Origin of the sequence: Melissospora conviva (genome assembly GCF_049523535.1) — a bacterium.
Classification (GTDB): Bacteria; Actinomycetota; Actinomycetes; order Mycobacteriales; family Micromonosporaceae; genus Melissospora; species Melissospora conviva.
Genome location: NZ_JBLLDT010000005.1, coordinates 169,294 through 192,209 on the forward strand (window position 1 = coordinate 169,294; position 22,916 = coordinate 192,209).

The window sequence follows — 22,916 nt, forward strand, 5'->3', positions numbered from 1 at the left end:
CCCCCCCCCCCCCCCCCGCCGCCCCCCCCCCCCCGCCACGCCCGGCCCCCCCACCTACCTCGGGGGCCCGGCCCCCCGGCTACCGGGGGGCCCCCCGCGACGCACTGCGGGTTCGGTCACTCTCGCAGCCGGCCGCGGCTGCCGGACTCGCTGAGCACGGTCAGATCATCCGGCAGGCTCTCGCGCAACCGGTCCATGATCCCGCCCTGGGTGGCCTCGTCGGTCACCTCCAGCACCGCACGGGCGGCGTAGAGCGCCTGAGGCTGGTCCATCCCCGTACGCGCGGAGACCCGCGAGACGAACTCGGCCATGTCGAACCGCTCACCGGTGCCGACGTCGACCATCGAGACCGTACGGCGCAGCGGCTCCCCGATCTCCCGCGGCAGCTGCGCGGCGATGTTCTCCGCCAGCCCGTCGGGAATCCGCTCGCCGAGCGTCTCCAGCGTGCCACGGATCGCCGCGGCCGACTGACCGGAGTTCGCCAACCGGGCCCTCGCCTGCACCTGGCCCACGAAATCGTCGTACTGCATCGTCGTCCCCCTCCGTACCCTTTGGCGGCGGCCGGCGGACGGGTACGCCCGTGCCCACCGCTCACGCGGGTCTGACGGCTCCCGATGAGCGTTCCCGGCAGCCGCCGCGGTACACGTCGCACCGGGAGTCACAGGGGCGCCCCGCGCGGAGGCCGAAGCGGTGAGAATGAGGCGATGACCAACACCATCGTGCAGGACGATCCAGCCCGGCGGCGCTTCGAGATCCTCATCGACGGCACCCTCGCGGGCGTGGCGGACTATGAGCTGCGGGACGGCACCCTCGTCCTCACCCACACCGAGGTCGGCGCCGACTTTCAGGACAAGGGGGTCGGTTCGGCGCTGGCCCGCGGCGCGCTCGATCAGCTGCGGCAACGCGGCGAGCGGATCGTCGCCGAATGCGCCTTCATCGCCGCTTACGTGCAGCGGCACCCGCAGTACCAGGACCTGATCGCCGGCTGACCGACAGCTGAGCACGGGTGCCGTCGCTGTCCCGCGCGTGCGACAGTGCGCAGATGAACTGGGTGAGCGAGGAAATCCCCTGGACCGAGATCCCCGGTGTCCGCCTGGTCGGCGTGGTCCTCGGCGGGCTGCTGCTGCTCGCCGCGATCCGGTCCATGTTCGGCAAGGGCGGCCGTTGAGCGGGCATGGCGCGCCCGCTGCCGGGTAACGGGTCGTTGTCCCCCGCAACGTGCGCGCTGACGGGTTCGCCCGACGAGGAGGCTGACATGCGCATCGGCTACATGTTGTCCAGCGAGGAGTACCCCCCGCAGCAGCTGCTCGAGCAGGCGCGTGGCGCCGAGCGGGCCGGCTTCGACGCGCTCTGGATCTCCGACCACTACCACCCGTGGGTGGACGCGCAGGGGCAGAGCCCGTTCGTCTGGTCGATGCTCGGGGCACTCAGCCAGGTCTGCCGGCTGCCGGTGACCACCGCGGTCACCTGTCCCACGATCCGCATCCACCCGGCCGTGATCGCCCAGGCCGCGGCGACCACGGCGGTGCTGCACGAGGGGCGTTTCGTGCTCGGCATCGGCAGCGGCGAGGCGCTCAACGAGCACATCTTCGGCGACGCGTGGCCGGCCGCCTCGGTACGGCTGGAAATGCTGGAGGAGTCCGTCGAGGTGATGCGCAAGCTCTGGAAGGGTGAGTTCGTCCACCACCGGGGCACGCACTACACAGTGGAGCAGGCGCGCATCTACACGCTGCCCGAGGCGCCCCCGCCGATCTACGTCTCCGGGTTCGGGCCGAAGGCGATCGACCTGGCCGCCCGCATCGGCGACGGGTACATCAGCACCATGCCCGACGCCGAGATGGTCCGGCGTTTCCGGGACAACGGCGGCGGCGACAAGCCCTGCCAGGGCAGCTTCAAGGCGGCGTACGCCGAGACGGAGGAGGCCGGCGCGCAGATCGCGTACGAGAAGTGGCCCAACGCCGGGGTGCCCGGTGAGCTCTCCCAGGTGCTGCCCTCCCCCCGGCACTTCGAGCAGGCCGCGGAGCTGGTGCGGCCGGAGATGCTCAAGGAGGCGTTCGTCTGCGGCCGGGACGCCGAGGCGCATGTCGAGATGATCGGCCGCTTCGCCGAGGCCGGTTTCGACGAGGTCTACGTCGCCAACACCGGCCCGCACTACGAGGCGCTGTTCGACCTCTACGCCCGCGAGGTGCTCCCGCGCGTGCGGTAGGCCACCGGCAGGGAGACGCTGTTTCGGCGTCGACCGGCGCGGGTACCTCCGGGCTCCGATGAAAACAACCGATCACACCAGCGAGATCCGCCGCGCGGCGCGCGAGCTGTTCGACTGGCGTTCCCTGCGCCCCAATCAGCTCGCCGCCATGCGGGCGGTGATGAAACGGCGCGATGCCCTGGTGGTGCTCCCCACCGGAGCCGGCAAGTCGGCGATCTACCAGATCCCGGCGAGCCTGATCCCCGGCCCGACCGTCGTGATCTCGCCGCTGCTGGCCCTGCAGCAGGACCAGATCGCCTCGCTCAACGAGCGCGACCGGCCCGAGCTGCGGGCGGTGCGGATCAGCTCCGACGAGACCCCGGCGCAGCAGGCCGAGGCGCTGGAGGAGGTCCGCAGCGGACGGGCCGAGTTCCTCTTCATCACCCCCGAGCAGCTGAGCAACCCTGACCGGCAGGCCGAGATCCGCGACCTGTCCCCGGCGCTGATGGCGATCGACGAGGCGCACTGCATCTCCGCCTGGGGGCACGACTTCCGCCCCGACTACCTGGCCCTCGGGCACCTGATCAAGGCGATCGGCCGGCCGCCGGTGGTGGCGCTGACCGCGACGGCCTCCCCGCCGGTCCGCGAGGACATCATCTGCCGGCTCGGCCTGGACGACCCGGAGGTGGTGGTCTCCGGGCTGGACCGGCCCAACCTCTTCCTCGAGGTGGCGCACTGCCCGACCGAGGACTACCGCTGGCGCCGCCTGGTGGCCCTGCTGCGCGAGGACAACCGCCCCGGCATCATCTACGTGCCGACCCGGCGCTCCTGTGAGGAGCTGACCGAGCGCCTCGACGGCGCCGGGTTCGCGGCGCGGTACTACCACGGCGGCATGCCGCGGGGGGCGCGCCACGAGCTGCACGAGGCGTTCCTCGCCGACCAGGTGCCGATCATGGTGGCGACCTCGGCGTTCGGCATGGGCATCGACAAGCCCGGCATCGCGTGGGTGGCCCACATGGCGCTGCCGGACTCCCCGGACAGCTACTTCCAGGAGATCGGGCGCGCCGGCCGCGACGGCAACCCGGCCCGGGTGCTGCTGCTCTGGCAGGCCGAGGACGTCGGGTTGCAGCGCTTCTTCACCGGCGGGCTGCCCGACTTCGGCCAGCTGCGCGACCTTGCCGCGCTGCTTCGCCACGAGCCGGCGACCCGCAAGCAGCTACGCGAGCGCAGCGGGCTCAGCGCACGGCGGCTGGGTCAGCTGCTGGCCCTGCTGGAACAGGTCGGCGCCGCGCAGATGCGCAGCCGCCAGCGCATCGGCAGCCCCCGCTACGCCCCGGAGCCGACCGAGGCGGCGCAGGCCGCGCTGGCCGAGGCGGAGCGCCGCCAGGCGGTGCAGCGCTCCCGTACCGACATGATGCGGGCCTTCGCCGAGACCCAGGGTTGCCGCAGCCAGTCCCTGCTGGCGTACTTCGGTGAGCAGATGACCGGGACCTGCGGGCACTGCGACAACTGCCACGCCGGGCTCGCCGTCCCCGCCGGTGACGGCGACGAACCGTTCCCGGTGCACAGCCAGGTGCAGCACGCCGAGTGGGGCGCCGGGCTGGTGCTGAACTACGAGGAGGACCGGATGACCGTCCTCTTCGACGAGGTCGGGTACAAAACCCTGTCGGTGCCCGTGGTGAACGAGCAGGGGTTGTTGTCGCTCAACTAGCCTGGGCACGGTCCACACCGGTTGGTGGTACGGGCCGGCCTGAGGGCCAGAACGCACGAACGATGGAAGGGGCACGGTCCGTGATCGAACAGCCGGCATACTCCCGGTTCGGTTTCTCCGACGAGGAATGGGGGCTGCTGGTCGGCCTGCCGCAGTCGGTGCTGACCGCGGCCAGCGCCGCCGAGTCCGACGGCACCCGCCGGACGATGGCCGAGAACGCCGCCGGCCTGGAGACCATCTCCGCCGGCCGGGAGGCCGCCAACCCACTCGTGGCCGCCATCGCGACCGAACTGGTCAGCCGCGTCGGCGACCCGGAGGCCGGTGAGGAGCTGCCGGTGATCGAGCCGGCCGACCCGGCGGCGATGATCGAGGATGTGCTCAACCGGGCGTACAAGGCGTCCCGGCTCCTGACCGAGAAGGTCGACGAGGGCGAGGCCGGCGCGTACCGGCACTGGCTGGTGAAGATCGCCGAGAACGTGGTGAACGCGGCGAGCACCGGCGGGATCCTGGGTCTCGGCGGGGACGCCGTCAGCCCGTCGGAGCGGCGCTTCCGCGACCGGCTCTCCGAGGTCCTGACCGGCTGAGCCGCTTCTGTCGAGAACGGGGGCGGGCCGCTTCGGCGACCCGCCCCCGTCGCATGGGACCGGTCAGCAGACCCGGCGGCGCAAGAGCAGGACCGAGGCGAGCACCGAGGCCGCCAGGAGCAACAGGCACCAGGCCACCGCCCACAGTGGCGCAGCGCCGGTGGGGGCGTCGAGCAGCAGGCCGCGCAGTGTCTCGATCACCGGGGTCACCGGTTGGTGCCGCGCGAAACCCTGGATCCAGCCGGGCATCGTCTCCACCGGCACGAAGGCACTGCTGGCGTAGGGCAGGAACATCACCGCGAAGGTGAAGCCACTGGCGGCCTCGGGGCCGGAGGCGAGCAGCCCCACCGCCGCCGACAACCAGCTCATGGCGAGCACGAAGAGCAGCAGGACGCCGGCGGCGGCCACCGCCCGCGCCGGCGAGGCCGCGGGCCGGAAACCGATCGCCACCGCCACCGCCAGCACCAGCAGCGTCGCGACGGCGTTGCGGGCGACGCTGGCCACGACGTGCCCGCCCAGGATCGCCCAGGCGGAGACGTCCATGGAGCGGAAGCGCTCCACCGTTCCCTCGGTCAGGTCGCTGCTGACCGCCACCGCTGTGGTGGCCGCGCCGTACCCGGTGCAGAGCAGCAGCACGCCGGGCACGACGTACGTCACGTAGGCCTCCCGGCTGGAGATCGCCCCGCCGAAGAGGTAGACGAAGATCAGCATCAGCAGCACCGGCAGCATCAGCGCTGTCAGGAGCGCGTCGATGTTGCGCCGGGAGAGGCGTACGCAGCGGCCGGCCATGACGGCGAACTCGGCGCCCCGACCGCGGCGCAGGCCCGGGGAGCCGGCACGGGCGGGAATCGCGAGGTCAGACATCGGCGGTCTCCGTTTCACGGTGGGTGACGCCGGTGAGCGCCAGGAAGACGTCGTCGAGAGTGGCGGCGCGGACCTCGAACCGGCTGATCCCCCGCCCCTGCGGGTCGGCTTCGTCGAGAAGACGCCGCAGCTGCGGGGCGCTGCCGTCGGTGGCGACGGCGAGGGTGAGCCGCTGCGGCTCGTCGGCCGTCACGCGGTCGCCGAGCCGTCGGCGCGCCTCGGCGTGGCTCGCCGGGTCGGTCATCGTCAGCAGGAGCCGCTCGTCGCCGACGCGGCGTTTGAGTTCGGCGGCGGTCCCCTCGGCGACGACCCGGCCGCCGTCGAGCAGCGCGATACGGTCGGCGAGCCGGTCGGCCTCCTCCAGATACTGGGTGGTCAGCAGGACGGTCACCCCGTCGCCGGCGAGGTCGGCGACGACCTGCCAGAGCTCCTGGCGGCTGCGCGGGTCGAGTCCGGTGGTCGGCTCGTCGAGAAAGACCACTTCGGACTCGGCGACCAGCGCCGCGGCCAGGTCGAGCCGTCGGCGCATGCCGCCGGAGTAGGTCACGACGTACCGGTCGGCGGCGCCGGTGAGGTCGAAGCGCGCCAGCAGCCGGTCGGCGCGGCGCCCCGCGTCGGCGCGGGAGAGACCGGCGAGGCGGGCCATCATGCGCAGGTTCTCGGCTCCGGTCTGCCGGTCGTCGAGTGCGGTGTGCTGCCCCGCGAGGCTGATCCGCCGGCGTACGGCGTGGTACTGGGTGGTCACGTCCAGCCCGGCGACCCGGGCGGTGCCGTGATCGGCCCGCAGCAGGGTGCACAGGATCCGCACCGTGGTGGTCTTGCCGGACCCGTTCGGGCCGAGCAGGGCGAAGACCTCGCCGCGCGGCACCCGCAGGTCGACCGCCTTGAGCACCGGCACCCCGCCGTACGACTTGCCGAGCCCGATCGTCTCGATCGCTGGTTGCATGCTCTCCCCCTCAACTGCGTACGCCATACACGCAACTGCGTATGCCATACGCTTAACTGCGTGCAGCGTACGCAGAGACTAGGATGGGGGTCAAGCGGAATTGGGGCGGCGAGACGATGACCGACGTGAACGAGACAGAACTGCCCGACAGCCTGGCGCTGGCCTGGGGACTGCGTACCCGCCCGGGCCGCGGACCCCGGCCCAGCCTGACCCTCGACCGGATCGTCACCGCGGCCATCGCGGTCGCCGACGCCGACGGCCTCGCGGCCGTCTCGATGTCGCGCGTCGCCGGCGAACTCGGCGTGGCGACCATGTCGCTGTACCGGTACGTGCCCGCCAAGTCGGACCTGCTGACCCTGATGATCGACGTCGCCCCCGGGCCACCACCGGCACCCCGGGCCCCCGACGAGCAGTGGCGTCCCGCGCTGGAGCGCTGGGCCCGGGCGCTGCTGGAGGCGCTGCGGCGGCACCCCTGGGTGCGGCAGGTGCCCGTCACCGGCCCACCGATCACCCCGCAGAGCGTCGCCTGGATGGAGACCGGCCTGGCCTCCCTGCGCGACACCGGGCTGCGCGGGCTGGAGCAGCTCTCCACGATCACGCTCCTGAGCAACCACGCCCGCGAGTGGGCCTCGCTCACCGCGGACATGAATGCCGCCGCCGAGGCAGCGGGCGAGACCGGGCAGGAGGCCGAGAACCGCTACTGGCAGCAGCTGGCGATGCTCACCGCCACCGGCCCCTTCCCGGCCCTGCGGGAGCTCATCGGGCACCTCGCCGAGGAGGCGCCGGAGCAGGCCGACGCCGACTTCGCCTTCGGCCTCGACCGTATCCTCGACGGCGTCGCCGTCCTGATCGAGCAGCGCCGCACCGGGTAGCCGTCGCACCCCGGCCGGCGCCGATCGGGCCCGCCCACCTGAGGGCTAATCCTCGGCGAGCAGCTCCCGTACGGCCCGCTCGGTCTCCTCCTGCGGGGTGTCCCGGTCGGCGTCGACCACGATCCCCTCGTGGTAGCGGTCCACCACCCGGGGATCGACGTAGGAGGCCCGGGCCACCGTCGGGGTGTTCCCCAGCAGCTCCGCCACCTCCCGCATCGCCGCGGTCACCACCCGGCGGCGCCCGGTGGGCGAGCGCTGCGGCGGCGCGCACGCCAGCTCGACCGCCGCGAGCACCGTGGCGTGCCAGGTACGGAAGTCCTTCGCGGTCATCTCGCCGCCGCTCGCCTCGCGCAGATAGTCGTTGACGTCGTCGCTGCGCACGTCACGCCACTGCCGGCCGTCCCAGAAGCCGAAGAGCCGCTCGGCGTCGCTGCGCCGCCGGCGCAGCCGGCGGAGCACCTCGCAGAGCCGCGGATCGCTGATCCGGCGAATCTGCTCGATCCCGCCCTTGGCCGGAAAGGCGAAGACCACGCAGCCCCGGCCGGGACGGACATGGTCCGGTCGCAGGGTCGCCACGCCGAAGGTCGGATCGTCGCCGGTGGCGTACTGGTCGCTGCCGACCCGGAACATCCCCAGGTCCAGCAGGCAGGCGACCGTGGCGAGCACCCGCTCCCGGTCCAGGCCCCGGCGCCGCAGGTCCGCCCCGGTGCGTTCACGCAACTCCGGCAGCCGGTGCGCGACCTCGAGCAGATGGTCGAACTTGGCCGCGTCGCGCCGGGCACGCCACTGCGGGTGGTAGAGGTACTGCTTGCGCCCGGCCGCGTCGACGCCGGTGGCCTGGATGTGCCCGGCCGGATGCGGGCAGATCCACACCTGCTGCCAGGCCGGCGGGATCACCAGATCCCGGCAGCGGGCGAGCTCGTCCGGGTCGCGCAGCGGCCGGCCGTCGGTGTCGAGAAAGCTCACCCCACGCCCGCGCCGCCGCCGGCCGTAGCCCGGCTTGTTGACGTCAACCCGTCGCAACCGCACCTCTGACCCGTACCGCCTCTTCGACCTCGTCGACCGCGGCCAGCACCTCGCCCGGGGCCGGACCGCCGAACGGTTCGGCTCCTACCCCGTCCGGCGGCGTTTGATACCGGTCCCCCTCCAGCACACGGTGCTCCCGGCGGTGCGCGGGCGGCCCCCAGTGACGAGCCGGGACCGGGCCGAAGATGACCACCGACGGGGTGCCGTACGCGGTGGCCAGATGGGCCACACCCGTGTCGGGTCCGACCACCAGCCGCGCGTGCGCCACCAGCGCGGCGAGATCGGTCAGGGTGGTACGCCCGGCCAGCACCGCCGTCGGTGGCAGCCCGGCGTCGCGGGCCACCCGCTCCGCCAGGTCCCGCTCCGCCGCCGAGCCGGTCACCACCACGTGATGTCCCCGGCGGTGCAGCTCCGCGGCGACCTCGGCGAAGAGCGACGCGGGCGGGCGCTTCGCCGGCTCCTTGGTGCCGGGGTGCACCACCGTCACCCCGACCGGCACCTGGTCCGGCACCGGCCGGCGCAGCGCGAGATCCTCCGGGTCGGCATCTACGCCGTACCAGCCCAGCAGCCGGCACCAGCGCCGCACCTCGTGCTCCTCGGGGTCCCAGACCGGGCCGTCGAGGTGTTCGGCCTGCGGGCAGTGAAAACCCCAGAGGTGGCCGGGGCCGGTCGCGCGCAGCAGCAGGTGCGACTCGGGTCCCCGCCCGTGCAGGTTCACCGCCAGCGCCGGCGTGCAGGCCGGCGCTGGACCCGTCAGCGCGGCGGTCGGCACCACCTCGTCGATGCCGCCGATCAGCTCGGCCAGCGGCGCCAGCCAGAGCGGAGCGGCCAGCGCCAGCCGCCGCCGCGGAAACGCCAGCCGCAGCCCGCGCAGCGCCGGCGCCGCCGTGACCAGGTCCCCCACCCCGAGCGCCCGCAACACCAGGATCACGGGTAGGAACTCTCCCGCTCGGCGCAGACAACCATCTCCCGGACCGCGCAGCCCGGTGGCTGGTCCAGCGCGAAGAGCACCGCCGACGCCACGGCGGCCGGGTCGTTGAGCACCGCGTCCGGGCCGGGCCGGTAGCGCTCGTCCCGGTCGTCGAAGAAGGCGGTCCGCATCCCGCCCGGGATCAGCAGGGTCACCCCGACCCGGCCGGCCAGCTCGGCCGCCAGCGCCCGGGTGAAGCCCACCACCCCGAACTTGGCCGCGCAGTAGGCGGTGGCGTCGGCGACCGCCTTCACACCGAGGGTGGAGGCGACCGTCACCACACTGCCGCCGCTGCGCTCAAGCTCCGGCAACGCCGCGCGGATCACCGCCGCGGTGGCGAGCAGATCCACCGCGACGATCCGCTCCCAGGTCTGCGCCGGCACGTCGGCGAGCGCGCCCGGCACATCCATCCCGGCGGCGGTCACCACGCCCCGGAGTCCGCCGCTGCGCTGCGCCAGCTCGGCGGTGGCGCGCTCGGCGGCGCGGGTGTCGGCCAGGTCGCACTCGATCCACGGCACCCCGTCGGCCGGCGCCTGCCGGTCCAGCACCACCGGCCGGTCGCCACGCTTGACCAGCGCCGCGACCACCGCCGCGCCGAGACCGCTGGAACCGCCGGTGACCAGCACCGCCGCACCGCTCATCCGGGCACCTCCGTGCTCAGGCGGCGCCCATGCCGGGCCGCCGCGATCATGTCCGTCGTGGAGCGCCCCGCCAGGTACGGCACCACCACCGTCTGACCGCCCCAGCGCTTGAGCAGCTCCGCCTCGGGCAACGAGTCGTGCCCGCCACCGGTGGCGTAGTCGCCGCCCTTGACCCAGACGTCGGGGCGCAGCCAGGTCAGCACCGCGTGCGGCGTGGCCTCGTCGAAGACGACCACCGCGTCGACACAGCCGAGCGCCGCCAGCATCCTGGCCCGGTCGGCCTGGTTGACCACCGGTCGCTGCGGCCCCTTCAGCGCGGCCACACTGCTGTCGGAGTTGAGGCAGACAACCAGGCAGTCACCGAGCCGGCGCGCCGCCTCCAGCGTGCCCAGATGCCCGGCGTGCAGCAGGTCGAAGCAGCCACCGGTCGCCACCACCGTGCCGCCGGCCGCCCGTACCCGCGCCACCACCTCCGCCGCCGCGCTCACCCCGATGGCCGCGCCCCGCCCCTCGTACGGCTGCACGACCGGCGGCGCGGGCGGCGGCAACGCGACGGCGACCCCGCCGGCCGCGACGTACTGCGACGCCTCCTCGACCGCCCGCTCGACCGCCTCGGAGACCAGCGCGCCCTGCCCCAGGGCGAGCGCGGCGGCCACCCCGAAACGGTCCCCCGCCCCGCAGGTGTCACCGTCGGCGCTCAGCGGGGCCGGCACCACCAGCGGAGTGGAGCCGGCGTGGCAGAGCAGCGCGCCGTCACCGCCGAGCGTCACCGCCACCGCCCCGGCCCGCCAGCGCTGCCGCAGCTCCTGGGCGCTGCGGGCCGCCGCTGCCAGACGGGGACGCAGCGACCGGGCCTCGGTCAGGTCCCGCAGCTCCGGCTCGTTCGGGGTGGCCAGGTGCACGCCGTCGACGGCGGCCGGACCCCGCGGATGCGGATCCCAGACCACCGGTGCGGCGGTGGCCGCCAGCGCGGCCCGCAGCGCCGGCTGCGCGGCGACGCCGCGACCGTAGTCGCTGACCAGGATCGCCGACGCCGAGGCGATCAGCTCCAGGACCGCCTCGCCCGGCTCCCCCGGCACCGCCGCCGGCCCGCCCCGGTCGTGGCGCAGCAGCACCCGCCCCCGGGCGCGCAGCCGGATCTTCTCCGGGGTGGCTCCCGGCAGCCCGAGCGCGTGGACCTGCACCCCGGCGGCGGTCAGCAGGGAGCTGAGCCGGGCGGCGGGCGCGTCGTCGGCCAGCGCCGTCACCAGCTGCACCTGGGCGCCCTGCGCCGCGGCGAAGAGCGCCGCCAGGCCCGCGCCGCCGGGACGGTCGACATGACCGATCTCGTCGAGCACCGGCACCGGCGAGTCCGGGCAGAGCCGGTTGACCACCCCCTCGACGTCCCGGTCGAGCAGAGTGTCGCCGAGCACCACCAGCGGTCCGGTCACGGAGCGCTCCTTCCCGTCGGCTCCTGCGGCGCCGGCGCGTCCACGCCGCCGACCATCACCTCGACTCCCGCCTGTACGGGCACCGGCTCGACCGGCTCGCCGGCGGCGGCTCCCGCCGTCGCCGCCCCGGCCCGTCCCCTCGCGGAACGGGCCAGCGCCAGCGCCGCCGGCAGGGCGAGGTCCACGTGCTCACAGACCACGTGCGCCGACACCAGGTGCAGCTCCTGGACCACCTGCGGATCGTCGGCGGCAACCGCCACCACCTCGGCGCAGACCTCCGCCAGCGGGTTCGGCTCCGGCCCGGTCAGCGCCCAGCAGCGCAGCCCCTCCTCCCGCCCGGCGCGCGCCGCGGCGAGCAGGTTGCGGCTGGCGCCACTGGTGGAGAGCAGCAGCAGGATGTCGCCCGGCCGGCCGTGGGCCCGCACCTGACGGGCGAAGACCTCGTCGAAGCCGTAGTCGTTGGCGATCGCCGTCAGCGACGAGGTCTCCGCGCTGAGCGCGATCGCCGACAGCGGCGCGCGGTCGTCGCGCAGCCGGCCGACGAGTTCGGCCGCCAGATGCTGGGCCTCCGCGGCGCTGCCGCCGTTGCCGGCGACCAGCAGCCGCCCGCCGGCGGCGAGATGCCCGGCGATCTCGTCACCCCAGCGGGCCAGCCGGTCGCCGGCGTCACGGAACGGGACCAGCGCGGCGGCCAGGCTGGTCAGGTGCCGGTCCAGCACGGCGATGCGGCCGGTCACGAGACCACCACCCGCGGCGTCGGAGCGTCGACACCCACCCCCCGGTAGACCTCGGCCAGCTGTTCGGCCGCCCCCTGCCAGGAGTAGCGTTCCCGCACCCGCCGCACCGCTGCCGCGGCGTACCGGAAGCGGCGGGCCCGGTCGGCGAGCAGCGCGGCGACGGCGGTGCCGAGCGCGACCGGGTCCCGGGCCGGCACCAGATCGCCGGTGACACCGTCGGCGACGGTGTCGATCATCCCGCCGACCGCGGTGGCGACCACGGGCACGCCGCAGGCCATCGCCTCCAACGGGGTCAGCCCGAACGGCTCGTACCAGGGGGAGGCGACCACCAGGTCCGCCGAGCGGTACCAGCGGGCCATCTGCTGACGGGGCACGGCGCCGACCAGCCGTACCCGGTCGGCGACGCCACAGCGCCGGGCCAGCTCCCGCAGCCTGCGGGCCTGCGGGTCGGAGTCGAGCTCGGCGGCGGACGGGCCACCGACGATCACGCACTCGGCCTGCGGCACCAGGGCCATCGCCCGGACCAGGTCCTGGAAGCCCTTGCGCTCCACCAGCCGTCCCACCGACAGCACCCGGGGGCGTCCGGCGGTGGGCTCGGCCGGCCCGAGCGGCCCGAACGCGGTCAGGTTCACCCCGGAGGGGACAACCGCCAACTGCCGGGCCGGCACCCCCAGCTGCATCAGCTCCCCCACCTCGTCCTGGCACTGCGCCACCACCCGGTCCACCGCCTGGCCCAGGGCCCGCTCATCGCGGATGCGCCCCGCCGGGCTGGTGTCCTGCGCGCCCTGGTGACGCCGCTTGACGGTGCCCAGCGCGTGGTAGGTCTGCACCACCGGCACCCCCGCGAGCCGGGCTGCCGGCAGCCCGGCGAGTCCACTCATCCAGAAGTGCGCGTGCACCACCTGCGGCGCCCAGGACCCGGTACGCCACTGGGTGCTCAACCACCGGCTGAAGGCCGGCATGTGCGGCAGCAGATCGTCCTTGGGCACCGGTTCGGCCGGCCCGGCCGGCACATGGACCACGGTGACCCGGTCCGCGGTGTGCACCACCGTCGGCAGATCCGGGCAGTCCCGGCGGGTGTAGACGCGTACGTCGTGCCCGGCCGCTGCCAGCGCCGCGGAGAGTTCGGCGACGTGGGTGTTCTGACCGCCCGCGTCGGCCCCGCCGAGCACCGCCAGGGGACTTGCGTGCTCCGAGATCATCGCGATACGCATAGCTCCTCCTCAAGCACCCGGTCCCAATCGGCGAGAAACCGGTCCAGGCCGTAACGGTCCGCCGCGGTCCGACGGGCCGCGGCGCCGAGACGGCGGGCGGTCTCCGGCTCCGCGACGAGGCGGCGGGCCCCGTCGCACAGCGTCTCCAGGCGGGTGCCGACAACCCCGGCCTCCGGCGGCACCGCCACCGCCGCCTCGGCTGCGGCGAGCACCACCACCGGCATGCCGATCGCCATCGCCTCGATCAGGCTCAGCCCCAGCGAGGTCCAGCGGCACAGATGCAGGTACGCCCGGCGCCGTGCGATCTCGGCCTGCATCCGCTCCTGCGGCAGGTCCTCGTGGGTGGCGAGCCGCTCCGGCGGCAGCCCCAGTCGCTCGCCGAGCCCGCCCACGCCCATCCCGAACACGTCCAGCGGGGCGATCTCGGCGAAGAGCGGCAGCAGGTCCGTGCCGGTGACCCGCCAGCGGCGTACCGGCTCGTTGATCACCACGGCGAACCGGTCAAGCTCACCTGTCCAGCGCACACCCGGGGCGACGATGCCGTGGTCGATCACGGTGGTGCGGGTGGTGCCGGTGTCCCAGAAGAGCTGGTTGAAGCCGGTGACGTGGGCGACGAGCAGGTCGTCGCGGTCGGCCATCGGGTGCCGGCTGGCCGGCACATCCCCCTTCGGGGTGTTGTGCTCGACGTAGACCGCCGGCAGGTCCCGTCCCGGCCGGCGGCCGAGCCAGCGGCAGGCCAGCTCGTACTCCTCGGGCCGTTGCAGGATCACCAGGTCCACCTCCGCGCCGGACAGCTCCTGCGGCGTGACCTCCTGCACCGCCGCCGGCCAGGGGTAGGTCCGGGCCCGGCCCAGGCCGTACGGCCCGCGGTCGGGCAGCACCGGCACCAGGTAGCGGTGGCGGCCGTGGACGAACGCTGTCGTCCAGGAGCCGTGTACGTGCCAGAGCAGGATGTTCACCCGGCGGCACTCCCCTCTGCGGCCTTCCCGGCGGCCAGCAGTCCGACCGCCTCGACCACCTGCTGCGGGTCGACCGAGGCCAGACAGGGGTGTCCGGGGACCGGGCAGGTGGTCACCCGGGTGTCGCGGCAGGGCGCGGTGGCGTCGCCGAGCCGGACGACCGGCACCCGGTACGGCCCCCACTGCCCGTACCCGACGGTCGGGGCGAAGAGGCTGACCACCGGCACCCCCAGCGCCGCCGCCACGTGGGCCGGGCCGGTGTTGCCGACCACCAGGGCGCCTGCGCGGGCGATGACGCCGGCCAGCCCGGCAAGATCCGTACGGCCGCTGAGGTCCAGCGCGCCCGCCGCGGCCACCTCGGCGCAGAGCGCCTTCTCCTGCGGTCCGCCGGTGACCACGACCCGGTGTCCGGCCTCGGTCAGGGCGGCCACGATCCGGCCGCAGACCGCCGGCGGGCAGGCCCGGGCCGGCACCGACGATCCGGGGTGGACCACCACGTACCCGTCGGCGATCTCGGCTGTCTCCGGTGGTGGGGTGAGGTCACCGCGCAGCCGCAGCACCGGCTCGTCGGTCGCCGGCAGCGGGTATCCGGCGGCGACGGCGAGCGACAGCGCCCGCTCCACCTCGGGGATCCCCCCGGGCGGGCGGTGGCGGACGTCGAGCAGCGAGCCGGGATAGTCGTCGCTGATGGCGCTGATCCGCGGCACCCCGGCCATCCGCAGGGCCAGCGCCAGCGGCAGTGCCGACTGATGGAACGAGGTGAAGAGCACCGCCTCGTCGATCTCGGCCGCGGCCAGCTGATCCACCAGGCGGTCGATCCCCTCCCGGTCCACAGGGAGGGGATCGGGATCGATCCAGGGCAGCGGCGCCTCGATGATCTCGTCCACGCCGGGCAGCAGCTCCGCGGCGCAGCGCCCGCGGGGACCGCAGAGCATCACCACCCGCCGCGCGCCGGCGGCGACCGCTCGGATCGCCGGTCCGGTCACGAACACGTCGCCGGCGGAGTCGGGCCGGGCCACCAGCACCCGGCCGCCGCGCCGCGGCCCGGCGGCCCGGGCGGTGTCGTCCGGGGTTCGGACGCCGAAGAGCCGCTCCCGCTCCAGGATCAGCGCGACCGCGCCGGTCAGGTCGGCGGCGACGGCGGGCGCGGCGGCGATCTCCTCGGCGCGGGTGACCGGGGTCGGGACCAGCACCCCGGCGGCGCCGGCCGCGCCGGCGGCGGCCATGTCCGCGCCGATGTCGCCGACGACAACGCAGCGGGCGGCGACGGTGCCGAGGGCCGCGGCCGCGGCGTGCACGAGGGCCGGCCGGGGCTTGCGGCAGTCACAGCCCGCCTGCTCGTCGTGCGGGCAGATCTGCCAGGTGTCGATCGGGCCGAGCAGTGCGGCAACGCGGGCGTTGACGCGGGCCAGGTCCTCCGGGCCGAAAAGGCCGCGGGCCAGGCCCGACTGATTACTGACCACCCCGACGCGCAGCCCGGCCTGCCGCACCCGGTCCAGCGCCTCCCGGGCCCCCGGCACCGGTCGCACGGCCGCCGGGTCACCGTTGTACGGCACGTCGTGCACCAGGGTGCCGTCGCGGTCGAAGAGGACAGCGTCGAAGAGCCCTCGCGCACGCCCCGACGGCGCCGGGTCGTACCGACCCGTCGCGTGGAGGTCCCGCGCGCTCACCTCGTCCTCGCCCGACACGGCGGGCGCGTTCCCGGGCGAAGGAGAAGTAAACATCATCATCCCGAGGGGCACAGGGCGCGCCTCGGGGCCGTGCTCCGGCATCGGCCGGTCTCACCTCAGCCGTTACCCGCCGGGCCCGAGAAGCTAACCGGTGACGCCCCTCGCTACCGGCTGCGGCTCGTTTGGCCCGGCCGGGCCGGGGTAGCGGGCCCGCCCCGCGGCTCGGGAAGCGCCGCCGGAGCCCGGCCCAGAAGGGGCTGCGCGTCGTGAATGGGCGGATACGGGTAGCGTCACCACCGGAAGGAAGATTCGGCATGGTGGGTGACACCACCGCCCCCCGGGACCCCCGACGGGGTCCGGGAGGGCCGTCTACTCTTTCCACCTAAGCAGTCCGCGATCCAAGGATGTCGTGATGATCGAACCCGTGCAGTTGCCTGCTCCGTGGCGGGATGCGCGCCTGACCGTGGTGGTGCCCACCTACAACGAGGCAGGCAACCTCCCGGTGCTGGTCGAGCGCCTGCTGGCGCTGCCGCTGCCGAACCTGCGGGTGCTCGTCGCCGACGACAACTCCCCCGACGGCACCGGCGACGTCGCCGACAAGCTGGCGCTGGAGCACCCGGGCCGGATCGAGGTGCTGCACCGCCCCGGCAAGCAGGGCCTCGGCCGGGCCTACGTCGACGGGATCACCCACGCCCTGGACGGCGGCGCGGAGTACGTCGCCCAGATGGACGCCGACCTCTCCCACCCCGCCGAGGCGCTGCCGGGCATGCTCGGCGCGCTGCTCTCCACCCAGTCCGGCGTGGTGATCGGTTCCCGGTACGTTCCCGGCGGCGAACTGGACGAGGCGTGGCCGCTCTACCGCCGCGCGCTCAGCGGCTGGGCCAACCTCTACGTGCACACCCTGCTGCGGGTACGCATCCGCGACCTCACCGCCGGTTTCAAGATCTGGTCGGCGCAGGCGCTGCGGGACATCGGGCTGGAGCGGGTCCAGTCCAACGGCTACAGCTTCCAGGTGGAGATGCACTACCTGGCCACGAAGCTCGGCCACACCATCCTCGAGGTGCCGATCCGCTTCGAGGAGCGGCACGAGGGCGCCTCGAAGATGACCACCTCCACCAAGATCGAAAGCGCGCTGATGCCGTTCAAGCTGCGCAGCCGGCACCGCGACATCACCGACGGAAGCTGACGAACCGGCCGATAGGCGTTTGTCCCGGTTGACGCTGGGCACGCCCGGCCCATGTATCAGGTGACGCAACTCATCGCCGGCCGATGGGGCACCGGCGACAGCAACGACGAGCTGGTGGTCCGCGACCCGGTCGACGGCTCACCGGTCAGCACCACGCCCGTGGCGACCCCGACGGAGGTCTCCCGGGCCGTCGCGGCCGCCCGCGAGGCGGCGCCGGGCTGGGCGGCGGTGGTCCCGGCCGAACGGGCCGCCGCCCTGCACCGGGCCGCCGATGCGCTGGCCGCGGCGACCGAGGAGATCGCCCGGGCCCAGACCGCGGAGATGGGCAAACCGCTGACCGGCGCCCGCGACGGCATCGCCGCCGGCATCGGCACCCTGCGGCAGTACGCCGAACTGGGGCCGCTGCGCGGCGGCCGCACCCTGCTCGGCGGAGCCGATGCGATCGACTTCCAGACCCCGCTGCCGCGTGGCGTGGTGGGGGTGCTCACCCCGTGGAACGATCCGGTGGCGGTGGCCTGCGGGCTGCTCGGTGCCGCGCTGGTAACCGGCAACGTCGTGGTGCACAAGCCGAGTGAGCGCACACCCGCGACCGGCTGGCTGCTGGTCCGCGCCTTCCACGAGGTCCTGCCGCCCGGCGTGCTCTCCCTGGTGACCGGCGGGGCCGAGGTGGGAGCTGCGCTGGCCGCGCAGGACCTGGACGTCGTCGCGCATGTCGGCTCGACGGCAACCGGCCGCGCGATCGCTGCGGCCTGCGCCCGTACCGGCGCGAAGGCGGTGCTGGAGAACGGCGGCAACGACGCGCTGATCGTCGACGCCGGAGTCGATCCGGAGTGGGCCGCCGAGCAGGCGGCAGTGGGATCCTTCGCCAACTCGGGTCAGATCTGCGTGTCGGTGGAGCGTCTCTACGTGCACGAGCAGGTTGCCGAGCCCTTCGTCGAGGCGCTCGTACGGCAGGCCGCAGCGCTGCGGGTCGGTGACGGCCGGGACCCCGACACCAATCTCGGGCCGCTGGTCGACCGCCGCCTGCGCGACCAGGTTCGGGAGCAGGTCGACGCCGCGGTGTCGGCCGGCGCGCGGCTGCGGCACGGCGGTCAGGTGCCCGAGGGCCCCGGCGCCTTCTACCCGCCGACCGTGCTCACGGGCTGCACCGACGAGATGGCGGTGATGCGCCAGGAGACCTTCGGCCCGGTGGCGCCGGTGATGACGGTCGCCTCCTTCGACGAGGCGCTGGAGCGGGCCGCCGACTCGGCGTACGGGCTCGCGGGCACCGTACTGACGCCGTCGATGCGCCACGCCCAGCGAGCCTGGCGGGAGCTACCGGTCGGCACGGTCAAGATCAACGCGGTGTTCGGGGGTGCGCCCGGCGGGGCGGCGCAGCCACGCCGCGGCAGCGGGCAGGGGTTCGGCTACGGCCCGGAACTGCTCGACGAGCTGACCACCACCAAGGTCGTGCACATCGGGGCACCGGGAGGCTCCTCCACCGGCTGGTGAGACTCCCTGCCCCGGGTCCCAACGGCCGCCGCTTCGCCCTCATGCCCGGCACCGCGACTGCTCGCGGGCCAGGCTGACCCCCCGCCGTGCGCGGGGCCGAGGCCCCAACGCGCCTGCTCGCGGGCCCCAACGACTGCCCCGCCGGTCCGAGCGCGACCGCTCGCGGGCCTCAGCGCGACCCGCGCCCTCGCTTGGTGCGCGCCCGGGCGGCCTCCCGGGCGTTGGCCTTCTCGATCGCCTTGACCAGCTCCGGCTTGTTCATCTTCGACCGGCCGCGGATGTCGAGCCTGCGGGCCACACTCATCAGGTGGTCCTTGTTCGCGTTGGCGTCCACCCCCTGGGCGGTGGGAGCGCGCCGCCCCGGCCCGCCACCGGCCGCCTGGCGGTCGCTGGGTCCCTTGCGCGACTTCGGCTCCCAGTGATCACCAACCTTCTCGAACGAGTTCTTCACCGCGGCGAAGGCCGTGCGGTGTGCCCGCTCCCCGTCCCCGTAGGTCTCCACGGCGGAATCGTGTGTCTTCTCCCAGGTCCGCCGCGCCTTGTCAGGTGAACGCCGCAGGGTGCTGGGGACATCGTCACGAGCAGGCATGACTCCTCCTTCACTCATCGTCCGAAGTTGATGCTTCCCTGCCCGGCTGTCGGTAAACGCTGAGGTGGACGGCCGCGCCCCGCCTGAGCAGGCCGCGTTTACCGGACCCGCTGCCGGGTAGCGCAGGAGGCATGGAACGTGGCAACAGCAAACACGGACCGCGCCTCGACGACCAGATGACCGCGGAGGTCGATGGCGTCCTGCAGGGCACCGCCGGCTCTCGGGCGCAGGAGTGGCATCAGCCCGAGCCTCCGGCCGATGGAGAACCGGAACCGGGACTGGTCCCGGGCGGAGAGCTGCGTACCGGCTCGCCCCAGGGGATGAGCTCGACGGACGTGGAGCAGCGCAGCCGCCTGGGCCGGTTCATCGATCTGTCCGCGCTGCCGGGTGACCGGGAGTCGCTGCTGCTCAACGCGGCAGCGAACGAGGCGCCGGACGACGTGCTGGCCCAGCTGAACCTGCTCCCGGCCGACGCCGTGTTCCAGACGGTGTCCGAGGTGTGGGCAGCACTCGGTCACCGCAACGAGACCCGACGCTGGTGAAGGACCGCCCACGGCCCGCGACCGGCAGACGAGGAGGATCGGCACATGGGTAGCGTCACCACTCACGTGGACGTCGACGTCCCGATTCGGACCGCCTACGACCAGTGGACCCAGTTCGAGGAGTTCCCCCAGTTCATGGAGGGGGTCCAGCAGGTCCGGCAGATCTCCGACACGATGACGCACTGGATCGTCGAGATCGACGGGATCAAACGCGAGTTCGACGCGAAGATCAGCGAACAGTTGCCCGACGAGCGGGTCGCCTGGCACTCCACCACCGGCAGTGACCAGTCGGGTGTGGTGACCTTCCACCGCATCCACCCGGAGTGCACCCGGGTCACCCTTCAGCTGGAGTTCGATCCGCACGGCGTCGTCGAGACCGCCGGCGACAAGCTGGGCTTCGTCGAGCGGCGCGCCAAGGGCGACCTGGAACGCTTCAAGACGTTCATCGAACGACGCGGTCAGGAGACCGGCGCGTGGCGCGGCAAGGTGGAACGCCCCGTCCCGTGACCGGGCAGCCTTGCCGGATCGCGTCATCGCGTCCCGGTGGTCACGATCACGGCATGGTGGAGGCCGTCGGCAGCAGCCGGCGGCCTCCACCGTCATTGCCCCCAGCGGCCTCCACAATCCGCCCTCGGCGGCGTCCACCATCTGCCCTCGGCGACCGCCACCTTCTGCCCTCGGCGACCGCCACCTTCTGCCCTCGCGCGTCCACCATCTGCCCTCGGCGACGTTTGCCCTCGCCGCGTCCACACCATCTGCCCTCGGCAACCGCCACCGTTTGCCCGCTGGGGCGAGGGGTATCGCGTCGGTATGACTGATCAGGATGACGCCACCTGGCGCGACGAGAAGCGGACTCCCGTGCGGGAACTGGCCGACACTTTGGGCGCCTCCGCCAACGACGGCCAACTCGATGACATGACGGGCAACGATTCCGGCGAGGAATCGGCCTTCGGCCACGCCGCCGAGGTACGCCAGTCCTCGCCGCGGCGTGAACGCCGGGAGATGACCGATCCGGACCGCGCCCACCGGCCCTCGACCACCGGCCGCAACGGCCCGCACTGACGGCGTCGGGGCCCACGCTGCCCGTGGTCTGCGGGTTGGGCGCAGGCCCACGGCCCGCACTGACCACCGCCGGGCACACACCGTGCCCCGACCCGCACGGGCGCCACGGCCCACTGCCACGGCCCACTGCCACGGCGGATACGACCCCTGCACACACCCCGAGGCAAGATCGTTAGTTGATTCTCGGTGCTGGACGTCCTCTGAAGCACCGGAAATCAACTAACGATCTCCGCGTTCCGGCCGACTGGCGATGCGGCGTGAGCCGCCACACAGATCCACATCCCACAGTCGCCACGGCACGGCCTTTTCGCACGCCATTCCCGCTGTTCAGGGCAGCGACGACCACGAAGTGGATCATTAAGATCGAGTCCCGCTCGAACGGGTGAAAAACCGGACAGGTCATTCGGATTGGGCCGATCGGGGGACGGCGGAGCCGTCTACGCGAGTAAAACTTTCGACATGCAACAAGGCTCCAGTTTCCTCTCCGTGCTGCAGCGCCGTCTCGCCTGGGTCGGCTTCCTCCTCGCAGCTGCCCAGGCCCCGCTGGCCGCCAAGCTCATCTCTGACGAGTCGTGGCTGTTCAGCATCTGCGTGGCCCTGATGGTCGCCACCGTCATCCTCGCCGACGACGCGGGGCGGCACCGTCGACCGCAGGGCGCCCGCTCCCACGACTGATCCGCGCCGCAGGCGCAGATCAGACACGGGCGAGCGCAGACACGGGCGAACGCAGACACGGGCGAACGCAGACACGGGCGAACGCAGACACGGGCGAGCGCAGACACGGGCGACGCCAAGGTCACAGATCGACAGGCCCCCGGCCGCCCTTGCGGCCCGGACGACGGTCTTTTTCCGCGTTAACCTGGGTTTTCATGGACCTGCTGTTCAACCGTGACCCCTCCACGCGGCCCCCGCTGCAGGTCCCCGCTCGCGACGTCCTCGCCGAGCTGGGGGCCTGGATCGGCACGACCGGGCTGATCCAGGCACGCCTGCACCCCGGTCTGCAAGCCGAGATCGACCAGCACGCCGCCGCCATCCGCGAGGGGCTCGACGGCGACCTGAAGCCACCATCGCTGGCCGGGTACGCCGAAGGGCTGCACGGTGCCGCCGTCGAAGCCGGCTGGGAACCCCCGGAGGAACGGATCGACTGGTCCGCCGCGGACTGGGTCCTGCTGCGCCTGCTCGCCGTCTACTGGCTGCACCGCGACCGCAACAACCCGGTCCCTGCTCCCCGCTGACCGGTCAGCCGCTCCCCCCTGACAGGGCCCCCGGGCCCCGCCGATCAAGCTTCCCCGTGCGCCTCGCGTGAAGAAGGGCACCCACCGTGACGGTGGATGCCCTCCTGTTTCGCGCCGGTCAGACTCACCGACCCGACTTGTTCTGGTTGCCACCGGAGCGGTACACGCCCTGCCCCTGCTGCTTGCCGCTCATGGCCGACTCCTCGGCGCGCGGCATCTGCTGGGTCTCGGAGGAGCGGTCCGCCATCTGCCGGTTCAGGTCGCTGGCGCCGACGGCCTGCGCCTTCTGCCGCTGACCGCGGATCTGGTCGGCGTCCTGCTCGGCACGCTGGATCCAGTGCTCCCACCGGGCCTGCATCGGCCGGATCAGACCACCGCCGACACCGACGATCAGGATTCCGGCGATCGTGGCGAGAACCGCGACCAGAATCGGCGTGGTGATCGAGGTGGCGATACCGACCGTGTTGAGTGCCGCGATCACACCCAGCGCCAGCACGAACACGGCGGCCACATCGGCCAGGAAACGGCCGTAGGAGAGCCCGCCCAGCGTGCCGGTGACGATGTCGCGTACGGCGTTGGCGATGGCCGCGGCGATCACGACGATCACGATGGCCACGAAGGCCCGCGGGATCCACGCCACGATTCCGGAGATCAGGTCACTGACCGCGTTGGGTCCCCAGACTCCGAACGCGAACTGCAGTGTGAACAGCAGTACGAAGTAGTAACCGATTCGCGCGAGGATGTCGCTCGCGTCGTACTTGGATCTCTCCAGGGCCTTCTTGACGCCACCACGCTCGACGGCCCGGTCGAAACCGACGCGTTCGAGGATGGCGTTGACGCCCTTGAGCACGATCTTCGCGATGATCCAGCCCACCACCAGAATGACGATGAACCCGACCGCGCGCGGCAGGAAGCTCAGAAACGTCCCCCACGCACCAATTACCCAGCCTCCGATATCAACCTGTCTGACCGCGAGGCTATCCATCATGATGCCCTCCTGTC

The 22,916-nt window shown here is 73.3% G+C and carries 26 protein-coding genes; 13 read left to right on the forward strand and 13 right to left on the reverse strand.

Going from position 1 to position 22,916, the window contains the following annotated elements; genetic code table 11:
- Positions 1–116: 116 nt before the first annotated feature.
- Positions 117–530 (reverse strand): DUF2267 domain-containing protein, encoded by a 414-nt coding sequence (locus tag ACK8GG_RS14105; RefSeq protein ID WP_440351787.1) that lies wholly within the window; start codon positions 528–530, stop codon positions 117–119.
- A gap of 174 nt (positions 531–704) precedes the next feature.
- Here ACK8GG_RS14105 and ACK8GG_RS14110 point away from each other — a divergent pair, with 174 nt between their 5' ends.
- The 5 genes from ACK8GG_RS14110 (at position 705) to ACK8GG_RS14130 (ending at position 4,480) form a co-directional block, all read left to right on the forward strand.
- Positions 705–989, forward strand: coding sequence for a GNAT family N-acetyltransferase (locus tag ACK8GG_RS14110; protein WP_440356507.1), 285 nt, complete (start codon positions 705–707; stop codon positions 987–989).
- Between the two features lie 53 nt (positions 990–1,042).
- Positions 1,043–1,168, forward strand: a complete 126-nt coding sequence (locus ACK8GG_RS14115; RefSeq protein WP_440351785.1) for a hypothetical protein — start codon at positions 1,043–1,045, stop codon at positions 1,166–1,168.
- Between the two features lie 87 nt (positions 1,169–1,255).
- Positions 1,256–2,206, forward strand: a complete 951-nt coding sequence (locus tag ACK8GG_RS14120) for a TIGR03557 family F420-dependent LLM class oxidoreductase (protein ID WP_440351784.1) — start codon at positions 1,256–1,258, stop codon at positions 2,204–2,206.
- 58 nt (positions 2,207–2,264) lie between these two features.
- Positions 2,265–3,896: a RecQ family ATP-dependent DNA helicase gene (locus ACK8GG_RS14125; protein ID WP_440353772.1), complete on the forward strand. Its 1,632-nt coding sequence runs from the start codon at positions 2,265–2,267 to the stop codon at positions 3,894–3,896.
- An 80-nt stretch (positions 3,897–3,976) separates the two neighbouring features.
- Complete coding sequence (locus ACK8GG_RS14130; RefSeq protein WP_440351782.1) at positions 3,977–4,480, forward strand: hypothetical protein; 504 nt, start codon at positions 3,977–3,979, stop codon at positions 4,478–4,480.
- Positions 4,481–4,543: 63 nt separating this feature from the next.
- Here ACK8GG_RS14130 and ACK8GG_RS14135 read toward each other — a convergent pair whose 3' ends face one another.
- Positions 4,544–5,344 (reverse strand): ABC transporter permease, encoded by an 801-nt coding sequence (locus ACK8GG_RS14135; protein WP_440356508.1) that lies wholly within the window; start codon positions 5,342–5,344, stop codon positions 4,544–4,546.
- Positions 5,337–6,290 carry an ATP-binding cassette domain-containing protein gene (locus ACK8GG_RS14140; RefSeq protein WP_440356509.1) on the reverse strand — a complete coding sequence of 318 codons (954 nt, stop codon included), beginning with the start codon at positions 6,288–6,290 and terminating at the stop codon, positions 5,337–5,339. The genes ACK8GG_RS14135 and ACK8GG_RS14140 overlap by 8 nt, the downstream gene beginning before the upstream one ends.
- 125 nt (positions 6,291–6,415) lie before the next feature.
- Here ACK8GG_RS14140 and ACK8GG_RS14145 point away from each other — a divergent pair, with 125 nt between their 5' ends.
- Entirely contained in the window at positions 6,416–7,162 is a 747-nt protein-coding gene (locus tag ACK8GG_RS14145) for a TetR/AcrR family transcriptional regulator (protein WP_440351779.1), read from the forward strand.
- A 45-nt stretch (positions 7,163–7,207) separates the two neighbouring features.
- Here the strand turns inward: ACK8GG_RS14145 and ACK8GG_RS14150 are convergent, their stop codons facing one another.
- Genes ACK8GG_RS14150 through ACK8GG_RS14185 form a run of 8 tightly spaced genes read right to left on the reverse strand, consistent with a single transcriptional unit; the run spans position 7,208 to position 15,863 of the window.
- Positions 7,208–8,191, reverse strand: coding sequence for a DNA topoisomerase IB (locus ACK8GG_RS14150; protein ID WP_440356510.1), 984 nt, complete (start codon positions 8,189–8,191; stop codon positions 7,208–7,210).
- On the reverse strand, positions 8,172–9,119 hold the full coding sequence (locus ACK8GG_RS14155; protein ID WP_440356511.1) for a glycosyltransferase family 9 protein: 948 nt from the start codon (positions 9,117–9,119) through the stop codon (positions 8,172–8,174). Before ACK8GG_RS14155 ends, ACK8GG_RS14150 begins: the two co-directional genes overlap by 20 nt.
- Positions 9,116–9,799 (reverse strand): SDR family oxidoreductase, encoded by a 684-nt coding sequence (locus tag ACK8GG_RS14160; protein ID WP_440353769.1) that lies wholly within the window; start codon positions 9,797–9,799, stop codon positions 9,116–9,118. The genes ACK8GG_RS14155 and ACK8GG_RS14160 overlap by 4 nt, the downstream gene beginning before the upstream one ends.
- Positions 9,796–11,229 (reverse strand): PfkB family carbohydrate kinase, encoded by a 1,434-nt coding sequence (locus ACK8GG_RS14165; RefSeq protein WP_440353768.1) that lies wholly within the window; start codon positions 11,227–11,229, stop codon positions 9,796–9,798. Before ACK8GG_RS14165 ends, ACK8GG_RS14160 begins: the two co-directional genes overlap by 4 nt.
- Positions 11,226–11,966, reverse strand: a complete 741-nt coding sequence (locus ACK8GG_RS14170) for a D-sedoheptulose-7-phosphate isomerase (protein WP_440356512.1) — start codon at positions 11,964–11,966, stop codon at positions 11,226–11,228. Before ACK8GG_RS14170 ends, ACK8GG_RS14165 begins: the two co-directional genes overlap by 4 nt.
- On the reverse strand, positions 11,963–13,180 hold the full coding sequence (locus ACK8GG_RS14175; protein WP_440356513.1) for a glycosyltransferase: 1,218 nt from the start codon (positions 13,178–13,180) through the stop codon (positions 11,963–11,965). The genes ACK8GG_RS14170 and ACK8GG_RS14175 overlap by 4 nt, the downstream gene beginning before the upstream one ends.
- Complete coding sequence (locus ACK8GG_RS14180; RefSeq protein ID WP_440353765.1) at positions 13,165–14,139, reverse strand: glycosyltransferase; 975 nt, start codon at positions 14,137–14,139, stop codon at positions 13,165–13,167. The genes ACK8GG_RS14175 and ACK8GG_RS14180 overlap by 16 nt, the downstream gene beginning before the upstream one ends.
- Positions 14,136–15,863, reverse strand: coding sequence for an HAD-IIIA family hydrolase (locus tag ACK8GG_RS14185; RefSeq protein ID WP_440356514.1), 1,728 nt, complete (start codon positions 15,861–15,863; stop codon positions 14,136–14,138). Before ACK8GG_RS14185 ends, ACK8GG_RS14180 begins: the two co-directional genes overlap by 4 nt.
- 358 nt (positions 15,864–16,221) lie before the next feature.
- Between ACK8GG_RS14185 and ACK8GG_RS14190 the strand changes: the two genes are divergently transcribed.
- Both ACK8GG_RS14190 and ACK8GG_RS14195 read left to right on the forward strand, forming a co-directional pair.
- Complete coding sequence (locus ACK8GG_RS14190; protein WP_440351770.1) at positions 16,222–16,995, forward strand: polyprenol monophosphomannose synthase; 774 nt, start codon at positions 16,222–16,224, stop codon at positions 16,993–16,995.
- Positions 16,996–17,046: 51 nt separating this feature from the next.
- Complete coding sequence (locus ACK8GG_RS14195; protein ID WP_440353763.1) at positions 17,047–18,486, forward strand: aldehyde dehydrogenase family protein; 1,440 nt, start codon at positions 17,047–17,049, stop codon at positions 18,484–18,486.
- A gap of 169 nt (positions 18,487–18,655) precedes the next feature.
- Here the strand turns inward: ACK8GG_RS14195 and ACK8GG_RS14200 are convergent, their stop codons facing one another.
- Positions 18,656–19,075 carry a ChaB family protein gene (locus ACK8GG_RS14200; RefSeq protein ID WP_440356515.1) on the reverse strand — a complete coding sequence of 140 codons (420 nt, stop codon included), beginning with the start codon at positions 19,073–19,075 and terminating at the stop codon, positions 18,656–18,658.
- A gap of 131 nt (positions 19,076–19,206) precedes the next feature.
- Between ACK8GG_RS14200 and ACK8GG_RS14205 the strand changes: the two genes are divergently transcribed.
- From ACK8GG_RS14205 to ACK8GG_RS14225, 5 genes are all read left to right on the forward strand, one after another.
- Complete coding sequence (locus tag ACK8GG_RS14205) at positions 19,207–19,617, forward strand: DUF2795 domain-containing protein (RefSeq protein WP_440351767.1); 411 nt, start codon at positions 19,207–19,209, stop codon at positions 19,615–19,617.
- A gap of 45 nt (positions 19,618–19,662) precedes the next feature.
- Positions 19,663–20,124, forward strand: coding sequence for an SRPBCC family protein (locus ACK8GG_RS14210; protein WP_440351766.1), 462 nt, complete (start codon positions 19,663–19,665; stop codon positions 20,122–20,124).
- A gap of 303 nt (positions 20,125–20,427) precedes the next feature.
- Positions 20,428–20,679, forward strand: coding sequence for a hypothetical protein (locus ACK8GG_RS14215; protein WP_440356516.1), 252 nt, complete (start codon positions 20,428–20,430; stop codon positions 20,677–20,679).
- A gap of 459 nt (positions 20,680–21,138) precedes the next feature.
- Positions 21,139–21,354: a hypothetical protein gene (locus ACK8GG_RS14220; protein ID WP_440356517.1), complete on the forward strand. Its 216-nt coding sequence runs from the start codon at positions 21,139–21,141 to the stop codon at positions 21,352–21,354.
- Between the two features lie 194 nt (positions 21,355–21,548).
- Positions 21,549–21,914, forward strand: a complete 366-nt coding sequence (locus ACK8GG_RS14225) for a DUF6401 family natural product biosynthesis protein (protein ID WP_440353761.1) — start codon at positions 21,549–21,551, stop codon at positions 21,912–21,914.
- Positions 21,915–22,038: 124 nt separating this feature from the next.
- Here ACK8GG_RS14225 and ACK8GG_RS14230 read toward each other — a convergent pair whose 3' ends face one another.
- A complete protein-coding gene (locus tag ACK8GG_RS14230) occupies positions 22,039–22,902 on the reverse strand; it encodes a mechanosensitive ion channel family protein (RefSeq protein WP_440351761.1) in 864 nt (287 codons plus the stop codon).
- Between the last annotated feature and the right edge of the window lie 14 nt (positions 22,903–22,916).

What these genes read in the sequence shown, in the direction of transcription:
- ACK8GG_RS14220 (WP_440356517.1), top strand. Translation starts at nt 21,139, where the DNA reads ATGCAACAAGGCTCCAGTTTCCTCTCCGTGCTGCAGCGCCGTCTCGCC.
- ACK8GG_RS14215 (WP_440356516.1), top strand. Translation starts at nt 20,428, where the DNA reads ATGACTGATCAGGATGACGCCACCTGGCGCGACGAGAAGCGGACTCCC.
- ACK8GG_RS14125 (WP_440353772.1), top strand. Translation starts at nt 2,265, where the DNA reads ATGAAAACAACCGATCACACCAGCGAGATCCGCCGCGCGGCGCGCGAG.
- ACK8GG_RS14185 (WP_440356514.1), bottom strand. Translation starts at nt 15,863, where the DNA reads ATGTTTACTTCTCCTTCGCCCGGGAACGCGCCCGCCGTGTCGGGCGAG.
- ACK8GG_RS14195 (WP_440353763.1), top strand. Translation starts at nt 17,047, where the DNA reads ATGTATCAGGTGACGCAACTCATCGCCGGCCGATGGGGCACCGGCGAC.
- ACK8GG_RS14230 (WP_440351761.1), bottom strand. Translation starts at nt 22,902, where the DNA reads ATGATGGATAGCCTCGCGGTCAGACAGGTTGATATCGGAGGCTGGGTA.
- ACK8GG_RS14135 (WP_440356508.1), bottom strand. Translation starts at nt 5,344, where the DNA reads ATGTCTGACCTCGCGATTCCCGCCCGTGCCGGCTCCCCGGGCCTGCGC.
- ACK8GG_RS14200 (WP_440356515.1), bottom strand. Translation starts at nt 19,075, where the DNA reads ATGCCTGCTCGTGACGATGTCCCCAGCACCCTGCGGCGTTCACCTGAC.
- ACK8GG_RS14225 (WP_440353761.1), top strand. Translation starts at nt 21,549, where the DNA reads ATGGACCTGCTGTTCAACCGTGACCCCTCCACGCGGCCCCCGCTGCAG.
- ACK8GG_RS14160 (WP_440353769.1), bottom strand. Translation starts at nt 9,799, where the DNA reads ATGAGCGGTGCGGCGGTGCTGGTCACCGGCGGTTCCAGCGGTCTCGGC.
- ACK8GG_RS14140 (WP_440356509.1), bottom strand. Translation starts at nt 6,290, where the DNA reads ATGCAACCAGCGATCGAGACGATCGGGCTCGGCAAGTCGTACGGCGGG.
- ACK8GG_RS14205 (WP_440351767.1), top strand. Translation starts at nt 19,207, where the DNA reads ATGGAACGTGGCAACAGCAAACACGGACCGCGCCTCGACGACCAGATG.
- ACK8GG_RS14175 (WP_440356513.1), bottom strand. Translation starts at nt 13,180, where the DNA reads ATGCGTATCGCGATGATCTCGGAGCACGCAAGTCCCCTGGCGGTGCTC.
- ACK8GG_RS14115 (WP_440351785.1), top strand. Translation starts at nt 1,043, where the DNA reads ATGAACTGGGTGAGCGAGGAAATCCCCTGGACCGAGATCCCCGGTGTC.
- ACK8GG_RS14120 (WP_440351784.1), top strand. Translation starts at nt 1,256, where the DNA reads ATGCGCATCGGCTACATGTTGTCCAGCGAGGAGTACCCCCCGCAGCAG.
- ACK8GG_RS14105 (WP_440351787.1), bottom strand. Translation starts at nt 530, where the DNA reads ATGCAGTACGACGATTTCGTGGGCCAGGTGCAGGCGAGGGCCCGGTTG.
- ACK8GG_RS14110 (WP_440356507.1), top strand. Translation starts at nt 705, where the DNA reads ATGACCAACACCATCGTGCAGGACGATCCAGCCCGGCGGCGCTTCGAG.
- ACK8GG_RS14210 (WP_440351766.1), top strand. Translation starts at nt 19,663, where the DNA reads ATGGGTAGCGTCACCACTCACGTGGACGTCGACGTCCCGATTCGGACC.
- ACK8GG_RS14190 (WP_440351770.1), top strand. Translation starts at nt 16,222, where the DNA reads ATGATCGAACCCGTGCAGTTGCCTGCTCCGTGGCGGGATGCGCGCCTG.